The organism is Escherichia sp. E14V7 (assembly GCF_004212225.1).
Classification (GTDB): domain Bacteria; phylum Pseudomonadota; class Gammaproteobacteria; order Enterobacterales; family Enterobacteriaceae; genus Escherichia.
In genome coordinates this window covers 143,056-160,642 of record NZ_RHJJ01000004.1, presented here as the reverse complement: position 1 = coordinate 160,642, position 17,587 = coordinate 143,056, and the positions used below count along the sequence as shown (strand labels likewise).

General features: G+C 46.9%; 15 protein-coding genes. 6 read left to right on the top strand and 9 right to left on the bottom strand.

The annotated features are described in order from the left end of the window. Positions 1-7: 7 nt before the first annotated feature. The 7 genes from D9741_RS05155 to msrB form a co-directional block, all read right to left on the bottom strand. Positions 8-955: a sugar kinase gene (locus D9741_RS05155; protein WP_130218809.1), complete on the bottom strand. Its 948-nt coding sequence runs from the start codon at positions 953-955 to the stop codon at positions 8-10. A 4-nt stretch (positions 956-959) separates the two neighbouring features. Then, a complete protein-coding gene (locus tag D9741_RS05150; RefSeq protein WP_130218807.1) occupies positions 960-1,796 on the bottom strand; it encodes a ketose-bisphosphate aldolase in 837 nt (278 codons plus the stop codon). Between the two features lie 20 nt (positions 1,797-1,816). Next, positions 1,817-2,860 (bottom strand): NAD(P)-dependent alcohol dehydrogenase, encoded by a 1,044-nt coding sequence (locus D9741_RS05145; protein WP_130218805.1) that lies wholly within the window; start codon positions 2,858-2,860, stop codon positions 1,817-1,819. A 15-nt stretch (positions 2,861-2,875) separates the two neighbouring features. Beyond that, positions 2,876-4,255 (bottom strand): MFS transporter, encoded by a 1,380-nt coding sequence (locus tag D9741_RS05140; protein WP_130218803.1) that lies wholly within the window; start codon positions 4,253-4,255, stop codon positions 2,876-2,878. Positions 4,256-4,281: 26 nt separating this feature from the next. Then, the gene (locus D9741_RS05135; protein ID WP_130218801.1) at positions 4,282-5,358 is read right to left on the bottom strand and encodes a zinc-binding dehydrogenase; all 1,077 of its coding nucleotides are present in this window, start codon (positions 5,356-5,358) and stop codon (positions 4,282-4,284) included. A 360-nt stretch (positions 5,359-5,718) separates the two neighbouring features. Further along, entirely contained in the window at positions 5,719-5,991 is a 273-nt protein-coding gene (locus tag D9741_RS05130) for a YeaC family protein (RefSeq protein ID WP_130208380.1), read from the bottom strand. Between the two features lie 41 nt (positions 5,992-6,032). Beyond that, positions 6,033-6,446 (bottom strand): peptide-methionine (R)-S-oxide reductase MsrB, encoded by a 414-nt coding sequence (gene msrB, locus D9741_RS05125; protein ID WP_130218799.1) that lies wholly within the window; start codon positions 6,444-6,446, stop codon positions 6,033-6,035. A 341-nt stretch (positions 6,447-6,787) separates the two neighbouring features. Between msrB and gapA the strand changes: the two genes are divergently transcribed. Together gapA and D9741_RS05115 are read left to right on the top strand one after the other, a co-directional pair. After that, on the top strand, positions 6,788-7,783 hold the full coding sequence (gapA, locus tag D9741_RS05120) for a glyceraldehyde-3-phosphate dehydrogenase (protein ID WP_000153502.1): 996 nt from the start codon (positions 6,788-6,790) through the stop codon (positions 7,781-7,783). Positions 7,784-7,866: 83 nt separating this feature from the next. Beyond that, a complete protein-coding gene (locus D9741_RS05115) occupies positions 7,867-8,751 on the top strand; it encodes a D-hexose-6-phosphate mutarotase (RefSeq protein WP_130218797.1) in 885 nt (294 codons plus the stop codon). A 48-nt stretch (positions 8,752-8,799) separates the two neighbouring features. On the opposite strand, the gene D9741_RS05110 is transcribed toward D9741_RS05115, so the two are convergent. Together D9741_RS05110 and mipA are read right to left on the bottom strand one after the other, a co-directional pair. Then, on the bottom strand, positions 8,800-9,654 hold the full coding sequence (locus tag D9741_RS05110; RefSeq protein ID WP_130218795.1) for an aldo/keto reductase: 855 nt from the start codon (positions 9,652-9,654) through the stop codon (positions 8,800-8,802). Positions 9,655-9,743: 89 nt separating this feature from the next. Continuing rightward, a complete protein-coding gene (mipA, locus tag D9741_RS05105; protein WP_130208388.1) occupies positions 9,744-10,490 on the bottom strand; it encodes a scaffolding protein MipA in 747 nt (248 codons plus the stop codon). 435 nt (positions 10,491-10,925) lie between these two features. Between mipA and yeaG the strand changes: the two genes are divergently transcribed. From yeaG to dgcJ, 4 genes are all read left to right on the top strand, one after another. Further along, positions 10,926-12,860 carry a protein kinase YeaG gene (gene yeaG / locus D9741_RS05100; protein WP_064529211.1) on the top strand — a complete coding sequence of 645 codons (1,935 nt, stop codon included), beginning with the start codon at positions 10,926-10,928 and terminating at the stop codon, positions 12,858-12,860. Positions 12,861-12,971: 111 nt separating this feature from the next. Further along, positions 12,972-14,255, top strand: coding sequence for a YeaH/YhbH family protein (locus D9741_RS05095; protein ID WP_064529212.1), 1,284 nt, complete (start codon positions 12,972-12,974; stop codon positions 14,253-14,255). A 277-nt stretch (positions 14,256-14,532) separates the two neighbouring features. Further along, a complete protein-coding gene (locus tag D9741_RS05090; RefSeq protein ID WP_130218793.1) occupies positions 14,533-15,876 on the top strand; it encodes a GGDEF domain-containing protein in 1,344 nt (447 codons plus the stop codon). A 180-nt stretch (positions 15,877-16,056) separates the two neighbouring features. Next, entirely contained in the window at positions 16,057-17,547 is a 1,491-nt protein-coding gene (gene dgcJ / locus D9741_RS05085; RefSeq protein ID WP_130219014.1) for a diguanylate cyclase DgcJ, read from the top strand. Positions 17,548-17,587 lie beyond the last annotated feature (40 nt).

The following is a 17,587-nucleotide window of genomic DNA, read 5'->3' as shown; positions in this document are numbered from 1 at the left end:
GCCTTCATTACCCTTCATATTCTTCCAGCAATTGTTCGACCAGCTTTCTGTTTTTCACACCGGTGGTGGCACCAACACTCAGTACCGATATAGCTGCCGTTGCATTGGCAAAGCGCGCGCATTCACGCAGTTCTTTACCTTCCAGCAGTGCCGCAATAAAACCTGAAGCAAAGTTATCGCCCGCGCCAATGGTGTCGATGGCCGTAATTCCCGCTACTGCTGGTACCGTCATCGTCATTTCACCACGCTTGATATAACAGCCGTTTTTACCCGTCTTAATTACTACCGTTTTTACACCGCACTCAAGAAAGCAGTCAGCAATTTCATCCAACGTATCTTTCCCTGTGAGTAATTTTGCCTCGGAAAAATTTGGAAACAGATAATCGACATAACTCAATGCTTCGCAAATATCATCCAGCGTTTCATTCAACCGCGGTTTGATCATATCGGCACAAATGATCATCTGCCGGGCTTTCGCTTGCGTAAAAATTTCTGTTAGCGCTTTACCATCCAATAGAGGACTGTTGAAAATACTGGCCAGTGATAATAATTTCGCCTGAGGAAACCGCGCAAAATCAACATCGTCAATATTCAATTTCCACAGACTGCCGTTACGGTTCGTGACAAATGTCCGCTCGCCATCCTCCGTCACCAGTCCAACGTTAATAGAGGTATCTATGCTGACATCCTGTTTCAGGCTTTGAATATCAATATTCTCTTTGCGACAATGGTCGAGAATAAATTGCCCTGCGGCATCTTTACCAATGCGGCTCATTAATGCGGTACGATGCCCCAGACGAGAAATAATTGTTGCTTCATTTATTGCATCGCCCCCGGTGGTCATTGCGATTCTTTCAAGAGGATAAGAATCTACATCAAAGATATTTTTACTGACCGGTTGTAATGGAATATCAACAATAGCGGCACCTATACAAATAACATCGAGATTATCCATATCATCATTCCGCTTTGCCATCAGAACCAAACAGTTTAATTTTTTCCAATGCCCGTTCTTTTACGGCTTTACGCACTTCACGCTCTAAATGCAGGAAAGGATGATCCTGGTTTTCTTTCACTGCCACCATTGCGGCCTGACACAGTTCCGTATGAATGTTGATTTTCGCGATACCCAACGAAATTGCAGTTTTAATGTCGGCATCACTGATCCCCGATGCGCCATGTAAAACCAGCGGAACAGAAACGGCATCGCGCACGCGTTTGACGACCTCAAAGTTCAATTGTGGCTCTGACGTATAAACCCCATGCTGGTTGCCAATGGCGACAGCCAATGAGTCACAGCCCGTGCGTTCAACAAATTCTGCGGCCTGGTCAGGATCGGTATAGTGATAGCCCGCCAGCGCTTCCTCATAAACGGTTTCATTACCGACATGCCCTAATTCCGCCTCTACCGGAATACCCAGCGGATGGAAGAAATCAACAGCCTCTTTGGTTAAACGAATATTTTCTTCGAAATCAAACGCGGATGCATCGCGCATTAAGGAGTTCATTCCATGAGTCCAGGCGTTATGGATAATTTCCATACTCCGCCCATGATCCCAGTGGGTAATTACCGGTACCGTTGCTTTTTGTGCCATCGATACCATCATATGCGAGAAATCTTCGAATGAGGTATTTCCGACAAATCCCGTACCAAAAGAAATAATAACCGGTGATTTTGCTTCTTCGGCTGCGTCGATAACGCCCATCAACATTTCTGCATTCCATACGTTAAAATGGGCAATTGCATAATGTTTATTGGTGGCATCGTTTTCCCAAAATCTGATATCTGCTAGCATATTCCGTTCTCCCGTAGTAATTAATCGCTAAGTTTAATAACGCCTTTAATAATGTCGCGTTTGTTGTTAACCGACTCTTCAAATGCCTGTTGTACATTCTGGTAATCGTAAATATGCGTTACCATCGATTTCACATCGAATCGCCCTGATGAAATAGCTTCAATCGTGACCGGATAACGGTTGGCATAGCGGAAAACCGTCTGGATGGTGACTTCCCGATTGATTTTGAGAAAGTTGATGGCCGAATCGCCGGGTACTGTGCCGACAATCATAATTTTTCCACCGCGCATCACCAGATAGGGAGCTTGTTTTACCGTTACCGCAGAACCCGCTGTTTCAAAAACAATATCTGCGCCCATGTCTTCGGTAAATTGCTGACAGCACGCAATAGTGTCTTGTTTAGCGCCATTGATGACCATTGCCGCACCAAGCTGTTCCGCCATTGCCAGACGTTTTTCCAGCACATCGACCACGGCAATTTCCGTTGCCCCGAGGCACTTGCACGCTTGCAAAGTCATTAAACCAATACATCCCGCGCCCAGAATGACAATCTTTTTGCCAGGTTTAACATCTGCCAGCATGGCGGCGTGCATCCCGACCGCCGCAGGCTCCACCAGCGCCCCTTCCATCGTGTCCATGTTGTCGGGCAGTTTGTAAGTAAAGCTCGCCGGATGACACAGATAGTGCGTTAATGCACCACGGTAGTTCGGTTGCGTCGCCATAAAATCGACATCCGGGCAAATGTTGTATTTGCCTTCCAGGCAGTAACGGCAGTGGCCACAAGGAACGCCAGGTTCGATATTTACCCGATCCCCTGGTTTAAATTTACGCACGCGGCTTCCCACAGCCACAATCGTCCCCGCACATTCATGGCCCAGGCCAATTTCCTGATTTGGGTCTTTAGGTGGAATAAACGGCCCTGATTCAAAACCATGTACATCTGAACCGCAAATACCGACATATTCCACTTTAATCAGCACTTCATCTTCTTTGGGTACGGGTATATCTGCAGCAATAATTTTCATGGTACCAGGTACTTGTAATATTGCTTTTGAATTTTTCATTTCTCCCCCTAAAAATTATTTATTAGTCACAGCTTCAATACTTAGACTTTCAACCGAGACACCTTTGGTTTCAATTCCAATGGTGGCGATAGCAATTGCAACAATAATTGAAACAGCGCCAAGCAGGATAAATACCCCAGTAACACCATAGCTGCTTAGTAACACTGCGACGGCATAAGGTGCGGCAATACCACTGATCCGCCCTACTGCATTCGCCAGGCCCGAGCCACGCAATTTGGCTTCTGTCGGCCAGATTTCAGGTACATACACTGCCGAGGCATAGCAAACGTACATATAGACGAAAGTAATCAGGAAGAAACCAATCAACGTTATGAGCAACATACTGGTTTGCAGTGAATAGATATATCCGAGCACCGCAATCAGAATTAACAGCCCAACACCCATTGTTTTACGCGGAATTTTATCCATCACCAGCATGGCAATAAAAATGCCAAACGGCGCGCCAAACATACTCATAGTATTTAAGACAATGGAGTCTTTTAAATTAATTCCCTGGGTCATGAATATCGTTGGCAACCAGTTAATTAACGTGTACTGCACAACGTTCATGGCAATAAGTACACAAGAGCCTAAAATAACGCGTCTCAGTAATACTCCCGTCAGTAAGGCAGAATAAGGCACCGCTTGTGGCGCTTTACCGTCATCAGCAATAACCACTGGCGGTAAGGGTTTACCCGTCTGGCGAATGACCCCTTCTTCAATGTTCCGCATGACTTGTTCTGCTTCCTGATACCGTCCGCGAGATTCCAGCCAGCGCGGTGATTCAGGAAAGTAACGCCAGGCCAGCGCGGTAGCGATAAGCGACAATATTGCGGGAATGAGCAGTTGTACTCGCCAGTTCCACTCGGCACTAATTAGCGGTGTAAGTCCCATCGCAATCAATGAACAGAGCGGATATGACCAGTTGCCAATAAATGAAACCCGACTGGACCACGTTCCACGATTTCTACCGGGCATATATTCGGTGAAGCCGGCAAACAGAGTAACCAGTAATGCCCCCAGCCCGACCCCCATCACAAAGCGGCAGGCAATCAAGAAATCCATATTCGGCGAGAAAGCGCCAATAACCATAGAGACAATATGAATGGCCTCATAGAGGATGAACGCGTTTCTGCGTCCGGTTTTGTCTCCGATAATGCCGCCCACCAGCGCACCAAGAAACATTCCGGTGGTCGTAATTGCCGAGAAGGTGGCGGTGGTGGAATTATCTGTCCAGCCCAACGCTTTTAACTGCGCGAGAATCAAGCCTCCTACGGCATTACTCCAGCAGACAAGCAAGCCAAAAGCGACGACGGCAAACATTGATGAATGCCAGCGACAATCCGGTAAACGATCCAGCCGGGCGCCGCAATGCGGTTTTGTTATCTGTTCCATGCGATAACGTTCCTTCAGGAGAGTAGTTATTCATCAAAGTCGTACGTCATAATCACTTTGATTGCGGTTTTATCGACCATCGCATCAAACCCTTCGCGCCATTGCGAAAGGCCGATACGATGCGTGATCATCGGTTTGACGTTGATAGCGCCGCTGGCTATTAGCCGGATAGCGTTACGCCAGGAGGTGGAGTCATAGGCCATATGCCCAATGATGCTTTTGTTCCATGCGGTAATATCGTTGATGGAGAAATCAAGAGGTTTGAAGCCCATTCCAACGCGTACCACTTCCCCATTCGGGCGCAGCATTTCGATGGCTTGTTTCAGTGCGATATTGGCACCGGAGCATTCAATCACCAGACCGAGATTGTCTTTGCCACAAATTTGCTGGCAGCGCGCCACCACATCTTCGGTAGAACCATTTACTACTGCCGTCGCCCCCAGTTCTTTTGCAATCGGGAAGCGGACCGCCACATCTTCTTGCAGACCAACGACGACGATATTTACCGCCCCCATAATCCGCGCCATTTGTACAGAGAACAGCCCGAGCGGGCCAGTGCCGATGACGACCACATCCTGACCAGGAAGGAATTTCGATTGCTGCGCGATGGATTTGTAGGCATTACAGATAGGGTCAAGTACGGCTGCGTCCTCATAATCGACGCCATCGGGAATTTCCCACAGCGCATGGCGATGAATTTTGAGGATTTCGCCAGGAACCAGACAATATTTGGAAAAGCCACCGCCCCAGGTATTGTTATCCAGACCAAGATTCACTTTTTCTGTACAACACAGAAAATCTCCTTGTTCACAGGCAGGGCAAACGCCGCAAACATGACCACTGTTATCAGAGACGACGCGCTGCCCCACTTTCCAGTCTTTGACTTTTTCGCCAACCTGCGCAATTCGGCCTGCAAATTCATGGCCACGAATCGAGTTAAACTCATCTGAACCGCTATCAACGTTGTAGTGTTTCATGTCTGCACCACAGATAGCTGCGGCTTTAATTTCAATCACCACATCTTCCGGGCCACAAACGGGCCGTGGGACATCAATCATCTTGTAGCCGCCAAAGGCCTTGCCAAACCGAGCCAGTGCTTTCATTGCGTCATCCTCTGTGTTTTGTTTTGCTTAGATGACCATCATACTTACCCACATGATTTTTGAGGTCAACATTAAATCTTTAAAACACAGATAATGATCTGCGATTTACAACTTAGATCACAAATACGCAGAAAACCTGAGAATGGGTTACAGATTGATGGAAGGCGGTACGCAAAAGAGGGAAATTCAGCAGTGATCCCTACTTAACGAAAGAAAGGATTCAGGGATGAAAAATTCAGGGGGTTAATACAGACGTGAAGCTCCGGAAAGGTTTAAAGCTACAAATGAAATCAACGAGGGGTTGGACAATTAATTTCAGGCAATCCCCTTTATTAATTACCTGTAAAGGGGATAACTCCATCACTTAAACATAGCAATTGGCTTCGCCGTAATACCAAAATCTTCTTTCAGCTGCTGCTTGCTCTTCATCACCATCTGACCGTTGGTGTCGATGGTCATATGCTGCGCGTCGGTATTGTTTCGGGCTTGCCACAGCATAACCAGTTGCAGGCAGTTCTCTTTTTGTTGTTCAGTCAGCGCAACGCCATCTGGCCATTTCCCCAGTTCAACAGCGGTCGATAAACGCTGGTAAACCTCAGGCGTCATGCTGTTGATCATTTCATCAAGATTCATGATTTTTCCGCTCCTGTGGAATAAGTTGCTGAATCGTTTTTTCAACCGTTGATTTCTTCGCCATTTTCACCATCAGTGAAACGTAAAGAGGCTGAGTTAACACAATAACGTTCGCCTGTGGGCTGCGGCCCATCAGGAAAGACATGTCCAAGATGGGCATCACAGTTACCGCAACGAATCTCGATGCGTTGCATTCCATGTGACAAGTCTTTGATATAACGAATTGAATCTTCACTCACCGGTTCGTAGAAGCTCGGCCAGCCACAACCTGAATCATATTTAGACTGGGAGTGAAACAGAGGGGCATCGCAGATCAAACAGTGGTAAACGCCGTCACGCTTATTGTGCAGTAAACGGCCAGTAAATGGCGGCTCCGTCCCGTGATTCTGTGTCACGTAAAACTGCATCTCGGACAATTTGTTTTTCAGTTCGTCTGCCGAAGGTTTGTTAGCCATTTGCTCACATCTCACTTTAATCACGCTCACATTACGCGACCAATTCTAACAAAACATTAACACCAACTGGCAAAAATTTGGCCTAAACTTGATCTCAGCGAAATGGCAGCGCCTGAATCGTGATGAAAATCACATTTTTATCATAATTGCCCTTTAAAATTCTCGGCGCCGCCCTCATGTGGTTTCAGGCACAAAGGAAGAGTGAGGCAAGTCAGTCGCGTAATGCTTAGGCAGAGGATTGATTTGTCGCAATGATTGACACGATTCCGCTTGACGCTGCGTAAGGTTTTTGTAATTTTACAGGCAACCTTTTATTCACTAACAAATAGCTGGTGGAATATATGACTATCAAAGTAGGTATCAACGGTTTTGGCCGTATCGGTCGCATTGTTTTCCGTGCTGCTCAGAAACGTTCTGACATCGAGATCGTTGCAATCAACGACCTGTTAGACGCTGATTACATGGCATACATGCTGAAATATGACTCCACTCACGGCCGTTTCGACGGTACCGTTGAAGTGAAAGACGGTCATCTGATCGTTAACGGTAAAAAAATCCGTGTTACCGCTGAACGTGATCCGGCTAACCTGAAATGGGACGAAGTTGGTGTTGACGTTGTCGCTGAAGCAACTGGTCTGTTCCTGACTGACGAAACTGCTCGTAAACACATCACCGCTGGTGCGAAAAAAGTGGTTATGACTGGTCCGTCTAAAGACAACACTCCGATGTTCGTTAAAGGCGCTAACTTCGACAAATATGCTGGCCAGGACATCGTTTCCAACGCTTCCTGCACCACCAACTGCCTGGCTCCGCTGGCTAAAGTTATCAACGATAACTTCGGTATCATCGAAGGTCTGATGACCACCGTTCACGCTACCACCGCTACTCAGAAAACCGTTGACGGCCCGTCTCACAAAGACTGGCGCGGCGGCCGTGGCGCTTCTCAGAACATCATCCCGTCCTCTACCGGTGCTGCTAAAGCTGTAGGTAAAGTACTGCCAGAACTGAATGGCAAACTGACTGGTATGGCGTTCCGCGTTCCGACTCCGAACGTATCCGTAGTTGACCTGACCGTTCGTCTGGAAAAAGCTGCAACTTACGAGCAGATCAAAGCTGCCGTTAAAGCTGCTGCTGAAGGCGAAATGAAAGGCGTTCTGGGCTACACCGAAGATGACGTAGTATCTACCGATTTCAACGGCGAAGTTTGCACTTCCGTGTTCGATGCTAAAGCTGGTATCGCTCTGAACGACAACTTCGTGAAACTGGTATCCTGGTACGACAACGAAACCGGTTACTCCAACAAAGTTCTGGACCTGATCGCTCACATCTCCAAATAAGTTGAGATGATACTGTGATCTATAAAGAGCGACTTCGGTCGCTCTTTTTTTTACCTGATGAAATGAAGTTAAAGGACTGCGTCATGATTAAGAAAATTTTTGCCCTTCCGGTCATCGAACAAATTACCCCTGTCCTCTCCCGTCGTAAACTGGATGAACTGGACCTTATTGTGGTCGATCATCCCCAGGTAAAAGCCTCTTTTGCATTACAGGGCGCTCATCTTCTCTCGTGGAAACCTGCGGGTGAGGAAGAAGTTCTGTGGTTGAGCAACAATACCCCGTTTAAAAATGGTGTCGCCATTCGCGGTGGCGTACCGGTTTGCTGGCCGTGGTTTGGTCCGGCTGCACAACAAGGTCTGCCTGCGCACGGTTTTGCCCGTAACCTGCCGTGGACGCTGAAATCACATCGTGAAGATACCGATGGCGTGGCGCTGACTTTCGAACTGACACAAAGCGAAGAGACGAAAAAATTCTGGCCGCACGACTTTACGCTATTAGCGCATTTCCGCGTGGGTAAAACCTGTGAAATCGATCTTGAATCACATGGCGAATTTGAAACCACCTCTGCCCTACATACCTACTTTAACGTGGGTGATATTGCTAAGGTAAGCGTCAGCGGACTGGGCGATCGCTTCATTGATAAAGTAAATGACGCGAAAGAAGATGTACTGACCGACGGTATTCAGATCTTCCCTGACCGTACCGATCGCGTGTATCTGAATGCGCAGGATTGCAGTGTGATTAATGACGAGGCGTTGAATCGTATTGTCACCGTAGGCCACCAGCATCATCTGAACGTCGTTGGCTGGAACCCAGGACCGGCGCTTTCAGTCAGCATGGGCGATATGCCGGATGATGGCTACAAAACCTTTGTTTGTGTAGAAACAGCTTACGCCTCAGAAACTCAAAAAGTCACCAAAGAGAAACCTTCACATCTGGCGCAATCCATTCGCGTTGCCAAACGTTAATTTGCGTGAGTCACTGTGCCGGATGCATGCATCCGGCCTTGCAGCAAATCACACCATATCCAGTGCAGTTTTTCCTTTTGGTGCCGGGTACGCTTTTTCCAGCATCGTCAGTTCTTCCCCTGAAAGCGTCAATTCCAACACTGCCGCATTTTGTTGGACATGTGCGACAGTTGCCGCTTTCGGAATCGCCATCACGCCCTGATGGCTGATCACCCACGCCAGCAAAACTTGCGCGGCGGTGGCATTGTGAGCATGAGCTATTTCGTTGACCACTGCGTTTTTTAGCAAGCCATTACGTAAGCGCCCGGCCTGCGCCAACGGACTGTATGCCATCACTGGCATATGTTGTTGCTGACACCAGGGTAGCAGATCATATTCAATACCGCGCGAACCGAGATGATAAAGCACCTGATTGGTAGCGCACTGATTTCCCCCTGGCACCTGCCAGAGTTCCTGCATGTCGGCATAATCAAGATTAGAAACGCCCCAGCGACGAATTTTGCCCTGGGCGATCAGTTTTTCCATTGCCGCAACAGTCTCTTCAAAAGCGAAACTGCCAGACCAGTGCAATAAGTAGAGATCGAGATAATCGGTATTGAGACGACGTAAACTGGCTTCGCAAGCGTTAATGGCTTTTTGCCCGCCGGCATTCCACGGATAGACTTTGGAAACGAGGAAAACCTTATCACGCAGGCCGGATAATGCTTCACCAACCACCTTTTCGGCACCGCCATCGGCATACATTTCGGCGGTATCAATGAGAGTTAAACCAAGATCAATGCCCGCACGCAGTGCATCAACTTCGGTTTTACGCTGACTGACCTCTTCGCCCATATACCATGTTCCCTGCCCTATGGCTGGCAGTGAGACATCGCCACTAAATTGAATCGTTTTCTGTTGCATCGCTTCCTCCCAGTTTTTGCACCACCGTAATGCAAAACAGGGCATTACGCCCTGTTTTTATGCACAAAATGCCCTGGAAAGATGCATTATCAGAATTTGTAGGTGATCCCGGTAGAAATCAGGCCAGTCCAGGATTTATCCACCATCGGGCTGTCGGTAACTTCGTCAGACAGGCGGGTATAGCGCGCGGTGCCATAAACGTTCCAGTCGCCGAGGAAGTTGTAGCTGGCGCTCAGCTCCAGATACGGGCTCCAGCTGTCATTCGGGTTATAGCCACGCAGGCCGCTGCGAGCGGACTCTTTACGCGATACGCCATAATAGTATTCGTTATGGTTTTCGCTGTTCCACTGAACACCGATACCCGGGGTCAGAGTCAGACCACCATTGGTGTAACGGTATAACCAGGCAGTATCCCAGACAATGCCGTTGCTGTTATCCAGGGTGTCACCAGCCAGGGTGGTACGCAGGTAACCATACTGGGTAAAGTGAGCGTAAGACAGACCTGCCATCATGGTGCTCTTACGGTCATCCAGGTGACGCATTTGGTGATCGCCACTGTCTTTGGCTTTGAAGTAGAGCGGCGACCAGTAAGCGGTAATCGAAAGTTTATCCGTTGCATCATTCCACAGGTAGTAACCACCACCTAAGCCACGGAACCAGAAGTTATCGCCTTCGTAGTTGATTACCGGTACTGGGTAAACATCGGTATCGTAATCTTTATAAGGGTGTTCAACGACACCTACGCCTGCGCCCAGGGAAAAATTACCTTCAGCGTGTGCTACGCCTGCAGACGTTGCGATAAGCACTCCAAGTGCCAGAAGTTTGAGTTTGGTCACAATTAATCATTCCTTAAACAAATGTTTAGCGGGCGACAAAGTTTACCCGTCAATACAACGAAACCCAAACTTTTTGCGTTTTCATTTCAAAAGGTAACTGTTTAATTTTCCTGACGCTGATGACGCCGTGCTTACAGCTGAATGAATTCTGCGTTTCTGGCGGCATTATTCTTTACATTAGTTATGCAATTTTTATGGATGAGTTGTTGATATGCCATTGAAATTCAGAAAGCCGTGCAGGCAAGTTTCTCAATTGCCATCTACGCTTAATTTTGAAGGTGTATCACCGGGCACGTTGTTCTCATGGTCGGCAGGATGGCATGAGAGTTGCTGTGTTTTAGCAAGAGACGTCGTTCAGTTTACCTCTTCCGGGAGCCTCTACTATTCATATGAACGGCTCTTAACCTGTGCTAAAAAACGAAAGGACGGCATACCATGAATATATTCGATCACTATCGCCAGCGATATGAAGCTGCCAAGGACGAAGAGTTCACACTGCAGGAGTTTCTTACCATTTGTCGGCAAGATCGCAGTGCTTATGCCAACGCGGCAGAGCGGCTATTGATGGCTATTGGTGAGCCTGTCATGGTCGATACAGCCCAGGAGCCCAGACTTTCTCGACTCTTTTCTAACCGGGTCATCGCACGTTATCCGGCATTTGAAGAGTTTTACGGCATGGAAGACGCGATTGAACAGATTGTCTCTTATCTGAAACACGCGGCTCAGGGGCTGGAAGAGAAGAAACAAATCCTGTATCTGCTGGGGCCTGTGGGTGGGGGTAAGTCGTCACTTGCTGAACGACTGAAATCATTAATGCAACGCGTGCCTATTTATGTATTGAGCGCCAACGGTGAGCGAAGCCCGGTTAACGATCATCCGTTCTGTCTGTTCAATCCACAGGAAGATGCGCAGATCCTTGAAAAAGAGTACGGCATTCCACGCCGCTACCTTGGCACCATTATGTCGCCGTGGGCGGCAAAACGTCTGCATGAATTTGGTGGCGACATCACTAAATTCCGCGTGGTCAAAGTGTGGCCGTCTATTCTGCAACAGATTGCCATTGCCAAAACGGAACCGGGCGATGAGAACAACCAGGATATTTCCGCGCTGGTGGGGAAAGTGGATATTCGTAAACTCGAACACCACGCCCAGAACGATCCGGATGCCTACGGCTATTCCGGTGCGCTGTGCCGCGCCAACCAGGGGATCATGGAATTTGTTGAGATGTTCAAAGCACCGATTAAAGTGCTGCATCCCCTGTTAACCGCTACTCAGGAAGGTAACTACAACGGGACGGAAGGTATCTCCGCCCTGCCGTTCAACGGGATTATTCTCGCCCACTCGAACGAATCTGAATGGGTGACTTTCCGTAATAATAAAAACAACGAAGCCTTCCTCGACCGTGTCTATATCGTGAAGGTGCCGTATTGCTTGCGTATTTCCGAAGAGATCAAAATCTACGAGAAATTACTTAATCATAGTGAATTGACCCACGCGCCATGCGCGCCAGGCACGCTGGAAACATTGTCACGTTTTTCCATTCTTTCGCGCCTGAAAGAGCCAGAAAACTCCAGCATTTATTCGAAGATGCGCGTTTATGATGGCGAAAGCCTGAAAGATACCGATCCGAAAGCCAAGTCATATCAGGAATATCGTGATTACGCCGGTGTCGATGAAGGGATGAACGGTCTGTCGACGCGTTTTGCGTTTAAGATCCTCTCCCGCGTGTTCAACTTCGATCATGTAGAAGTGGCAGCAAACCCGGTCCATCTGTTCTACGTCCTGGAACAGCAGATCGAGCGCGAGCAGTTCCCGCAAGAGCAGGCAGAACGCTATCTGGAGTTTCTGAAAGGTTATCTGATCCCGAAATATGCCGAGTTTATCGGCAAAGAGATCCAGACGGCCTACCTTGAATCCTATTCTGAATATGGGCAGAACATTTTCGACCGTTATGTCACCTATGCGGATTTCTGGATTCAGGACCAGGAGTATCGCGACCCGGATACTGGGCAGCTGTTTGATCGCGAGTCGCTGAACGCCGAGCTGGAGAAAATAGAAAAACCGGCGGGGATCAGCAATCCGAAAGATTTCCGTAACGAGATCGTCAACTTTGTACTGCGTGCCAGAGCGAATAACAGCGGACGCAATCCGAACTGGACCAGTTACGAAAAACTGCGCACGGTCATTGAGAAGAAAATGTTCTCCAATACCGAAGAGTTGTTGCCGGTCATTTCGTTTAACGCCAAAACCTCAACCGACGAGCAGAAGAAACACGACGATTTTGTCGACCGTATGATGGAAAAAGGCTACACCCGTAAACAGGTGCGTTTACTGTGCGAATGGTATTTGCGCGTACGTAAATCGTCTTAACAACAACGGCCCGGTGCGCATGCGCCGGGCCTACAACGACAGCGAACCGTGGGCCAGACAGGCGGCAACACAGGCGTAGCATACAGTTGGCAAATGCAGTACGGGGGGCATATGACCTGGTTTATTGACCGGCGTCTGAACGGCAAAAATAAAAGCATGGTGAATCGCCAGCGTTTTTTACGCCGTTATAAAGCGCAAATTAAACAGTCGATCTCCGAGGCCATTAATAAGCGTTCGGTGACCGATGTCGACAGCGGCGAGTCTGTTTCCATTCCAACGGAAGATATCAGCGAACCAATGTTTCATCAGGGGCGTGGCGGCTTGCGCCATCGCGTTCATCCGGGCAACGACCATTTCGTACAGAACGACCGTATTGAGCGGCCTCAAGGCGGCGGCGGTGGTTCTGGTAGCGGTCAGGGCCAGGCCAGCCAGGACGGTGAAGGTCAGGATGAATTCGTCTTTCAGATTTCGAAAGATGAGTATCTCGATCTGCTGTTTGAAGATTTGGCTTTACCAAATCTGAAACAAAACCAGCAACGCCAGTTGACCGAATTTAAAACGCATCGCGCGGGTTATACCGCTAACGGCGTTCCGGCCAATATTAGCGTGGTACGCTCATTGCAAAATTCGCTGGCACGACGTACCGCGATGACCGCGGGCAAGCGGCGGGAACTGCACGCGCTGGAAGAAGATTTAGCGATAATCAGCAATACTGAACCTGCGCAACTGCTGGAAGAGGAACGCTTGCGCAAAGAAATTGCCGAACTGCGAGCTAAAATTGAACGTGTTCCTTTCATCGACACTTTCGATTTACGCTACAAAAATTACGAGAAACGGCCCGATCCCTCCAGCCAGGCAGTAATGTTCTGCCTGATGGACGTTTCTGGCTCGATGGATCAATCCACCAAAGATATGGCCAAACGTTTTTATATACTTCTGTATCTGTTCCTGAGCAGAACATACAAGAACGTGGAAGTCGTTTACATTCGCCATCATACCCAGGCGAAAGAAGTTGATGAACATGAGTTTTTCTACTCACAGGAAACGGGCGGCACCATTGTTTCCAGCGCGCTGAAACTGATGGATGATGTGGTAAAAGAGCGTTATAACCCGGCGCAGTGGAATATCTATGCTGCACAAGCATCCGACGGCGATAACTGGGCTGATGATTCTCCGCTGTGCCATGAGATTCTGGCGAAGAAATTACTGCCAGTTGTTCGTTATTACAGCTATATCGAAATTACCCGTCGCGCTCATCAGACATTGTGGCGAGAATATGAGCACCTGCAATCTACTTTCGAAAACTTTGCGATGCAGCATATCCGCGATCAGGATGATATTTATCCGGTATTCCGTGAACTGTTTCATAAGCAAAACGCAACTGCTAAAGACTAGTACCATCAGCCAGGTCATTATTACCTGGCTGATTTTTAGCTTACTGTAAATTATTTAATTTATTATATACGTTAGCTTACAATTGCTTTAAATATAACAGCGCAACCTTTACACAATTTAGTTCCAGAAAACAATCATTCGGAAAAATGATTTGATTAACACGTATTTTCCCGGGGTTATTCTTTAATTATTTTTTAGCAATAACGAAAATTGATCATGATCAAAACCACATATCTCGACCATCAATAAAATCAGCACTCACACTGCTCTCCTTTTTATGATTTCTATGTGTACACAAAAGCTAAAAGCACAAAGCTTTTTTATTTTCAGTTTGCTACTGACATTGATTTTATTTTGTATCACCACCTTATATAACGAAAACACCAATGTAAAACTCATCCCGCAGATGAATTACCTGATGGTTGTTGTGGCTTTGTTTTTCCTTAACGCCGTCATTTTTCTATTCATGCTAATGAAATATTTCACTAACCGTGAAATTTTTCCAACACTCATTTTAAGCCTTGCATTTTTAAGTGGTATTTTCTATTTAACTGAAACCATTGTCATTATTCATAAACCTATCAGTGACAGCACACTTATTCAGGCTAAATCAAATGATGTTTCCATATTATATCTGTTTCGCCAGCTAAGTTTCATTTGCTTAACAGCGTTAGCTCTCTTCTGTTATGACCGAAACAGTATTCTAACGAACAACAAGAAAAAAACCTGCATCCTGTTGTTGGCGCTGATACCTTTCATGTTGTTTCCCTTACTGGCACACAACCTGAGCAGTTATAATCCTGACTATTCCTTATACGTCGTAGATTACTGTCCGGATAGCCATTCTGCGAGCTGGGGAATTAACTACACAAAAATTTTGGTTTGTCTGTGGGCATGTTTACTGTTCTTTATTATCATGCGCACACGATTAACCAGCGAACTTTGGCCGTCAATAGCGTTATTATGTCTGGCATCGCTCTGCTGTAACTTACTTCTGCTGACTCTGGATGAATATAACTACACCATCTGGTACATCAGTCGTGGTATTGAAGTTTCCAGCAAACTGTTTGTTGTTGCTTTTCTGATTTATAACATTTTTCAGGAACTGCAACTCTCCAGCAAACTGGCGGTTCATGATGTGTTGACCAATATTTATAATCGCCGTTACTTTTTCAACAGCGTAGAGTCATTATTGTCGCAACCTGTTGTGAAGGATTTTTGTATCATGCTGGTAGATATTAACCAGTTCAAACGCATCAATGACCAATGGGGACATCATGTGGGCGATAAAGTGCTGGTTTCAATTGTCGATATTATCCAGCAAAGTATCCGCCCCGATGACATTTTAGCCCGTCTTGAGGGGGAAGTATTTGGCCTGCTATTTACCGAACTCAATGCTGCCCAGGCAAAAATTATTGCTGAACGTGTGCGTAAAAATGTCGAACTCCTGACCGGCTTTAGTAACAGGTATGCTGTTCCTGAACCAATGACTATCAGCATTGGCAGTGTTTTTTCCACCGGAGATACGCACAATCTTTCACTTGTCATGACAGAAGCAGATAAAGCCTTACGTGAGGCGAAAAGCGAGGGAGGCAACAAAGTGATTATTCATCGTCTTTGAGTGCAAAAATATTCACAGCCATGCTTTTTGCGTGGCTTTTGCATACAATTAATATCTAATACCACTAAATTTCTCCTCCCCAACGGCACAGAGATGAGTATAATTAGCGCCCCTGTGCCAGGCCGCAATCGAACTTTAACTGGTTTTCTCATTTCACTAACCGAAGGAGTGCCATTTATCATGAAATTGCACCATAGAATGCTCCGGCATTTTATCGCCGCAAGTGTCATTGTGCTGACATCTTCCTTCCTTATTTTTGAACTTGTCGCCAGCGACAGAGCGATGAGCGCCTACTTGCGCTATATCGTCCAGAAAGCGGATTCCTCCTTTCTCTATGATAAGTATCAAAATCAGAGTATTGCCGCACATGTCATGCGCGCACTTGCTGCTGAGCAATCAGAGGTGTCGCCAGAACAGCGACGTGCTATCTGCGAGGCTTTTGAAACGGCCAATAATACTCATGGATTAAATCTGACGGCCCATACTTATTCTGGCTTGCGCGGGACATTACAGAGCGCATCCGATGACTGTGACACAATTGTGGAAGCAGCGGCGCTATTACCCGCATTTGATCAAGCGGTGGAAGGCAATCGCCATCAAGATGAATATGGTTCCGGTCTTGGGATGGCTGAAGAGAAATTTCACTATTATCTCGATCTCAATGACCGCTATGTCTATTTTTATGAGCCGGTCAATGTTGAATACTTCGCCATGAATAACTGGTCGTTTTTGCAATCAGGAAGCATTGGCATTAACCGTAAAGATATTGAAAAGGTGTTTACCGGTCGCACCGTGTTATCGAGCATTTACCAGGATCAGCGTACCAAACAGAATGTGATGAGCTTGCTGACGCCGGTTTATCTCGCGGGTGAACTTAAAGGGATTGTGCTGCTGGATATCAATAAAAACAATCTGCGGAATATCTTTTACACTCATGACCGCCCTCTCCTCTGGCGTTTTCTCAATGTAACGCTTACCGATGTAGACTCGGGCCGAGACATTATTATCAACCAGAGTGAAGACAATCTGTTTCAGTATGTCAGTTATGTCCATGACTTGCCTGGTGGAATTCGCGTCACATTATCCATTGATATTCTTTACTTTATTACTTCTTCATGGAAAAGCGTTGTCTTCTGGCTGCTGACGGCATTGATATTACTGAATATGGTACGCATGCACTTCCGCTTGTACCAAAACGTGACTCGCGAAAATATTAGCGATGCGATGACCGGATTGTATAACCGCAAAATATTGACTCCTGAGTTGCAGCAACGCTTGCAACGCCTGGTTCAGGCAGGTTCTGCAGTCATGTTCATTGCTATTGACATGGACAAGTTAAAACAAATTAACGACACACTGGGTCATCAGGAAGGTGATTTAGCGATTACTTTATTAGCACAGGCGATTAAACAGTCGATTCGTAAAAGTGATTACGCTATCCGTCTTGGCGGTGATGAATTTTGCATCATCCTGGTCGATTCGACGCCACAAATTGCTGCGCAATTGCCTGAACGTATTGAAAAACGCCTGCAACACATCGCGCCGCAGAAAGAGATCGGCTTCTCTTCCGGTATTTACGCGATGAAAGAAACCGATACGATCCATGATGCTTATAAAGCTTCCGATGAACGTCTGTATGTCAATAAACAGAACAAAAACAGCAGTTCATGATAATCTTCTGTGGTTGTTTAGTTATAAATCCAGGAGCGTG

What these genes read in the sequence shown, in the direction of transcription:
- D9741_RS05135 (WP_130218801.1), bottom strand. Translation starts at nt 5,358, where the DNA reads ATGAAAGCACTGGCTCGGTTTGGCAAGGCCTTTGGCGGCTACAAGATG.
- D9741_RS05140 (WP_130218803.1), bottom strand. Translation starts at nt 4,255, where the DNA reads ATGGAACAGATAACAAAACCGCATTGCGGCGCCCGGCTGGATCGTTTA.
- msrB (WP_130218799.1), bottom strand. Translation starts at nt 6,446, where the DNA reads ATGGCTAACAAACCTTCGGCAGACGAACTGAAAAACAAATTGTCCGAG.
- D9741_RS05155 (WP_130218809.1), bottom strand. Translation starts at nt 955, where the DNA reads ATGGATAATCTCGATGTTATTTGTATAGGTGCCGCTATTGTTGATATT.
- D9741_RS05130 (WP_130208380.1), bottom strand. Translation starts at nt 5,991, where the DNA reads ATGAATCTTGATGAAATGATCAACAGCATGACGCCTGAGGTTTACCAG.
- D9741_RS05095 (WP_064529212.1), top strand. Translation starts at nt 12,972, where the DNA reads ATGACCTGGTTTATTGACCGGCGTCTGAACGGCAAAAATAAAAGCATG.
- yeaG (WP_064529211.1), top strand. Translation starts at nt 10,926, where the DNA reads ATGAATATATTCGATCACTATCGCCAGCGATATGAAGCTGCCAAGGAC.
- gapA (WP_000153502.1), top strand. Translation starts at nt 6,788, where the DNA reads ATGACTATCAAAGTAGGTATCAACGGTTTTGGCCGTATCGGTCGCATT.
- D9741_RS05115 (WP_130218797.1), top strand. Translation starts at nt 7,867, where the DNA reads ATGATTAAGAAAATTTTTGCCCTTCCGGTCATCGAACAAATTACCCCT.
- D9741_RS05110 (WP_130218795.1), bottom strand. Translation starts at nt 9,654, where the DNA reads ATGCAACAGAAAACGATTCAATTTAGTGGCGATGTCTCACTGCCAGCC.
- dgcJ (WP_130219014.1), top strand. Translation starts at nt 16,057, where the DNA reads ATGAAATTGCACCATAGAATGCTCCGGCATTTTATCGCCGCAAGTGTC.
- D9741_RS05090 (WP_130218793.1), top strand. Translation starts at nt 14,533, where the DNA reads ATGATTTCTATGTGTACACAAAAGCTAAAAGCACAAAGCTTTTTTATT.
- D9741_RS05150 (WP_130218807.1), bottom strand. Translation starts at nt 1,796, where the DNA reads ATGCTAGCAGATATCAGATTTTGGGAAAACGATGCCACCAATAAACAT.
- D9741_RS05145 (WP_130218805.1), bottom strand. Translation starts at nt 2,860, where the DNA reads ATGAAAAATTCAAAAGCAATATTACAAGTACCTGGTACCATGAAAATT.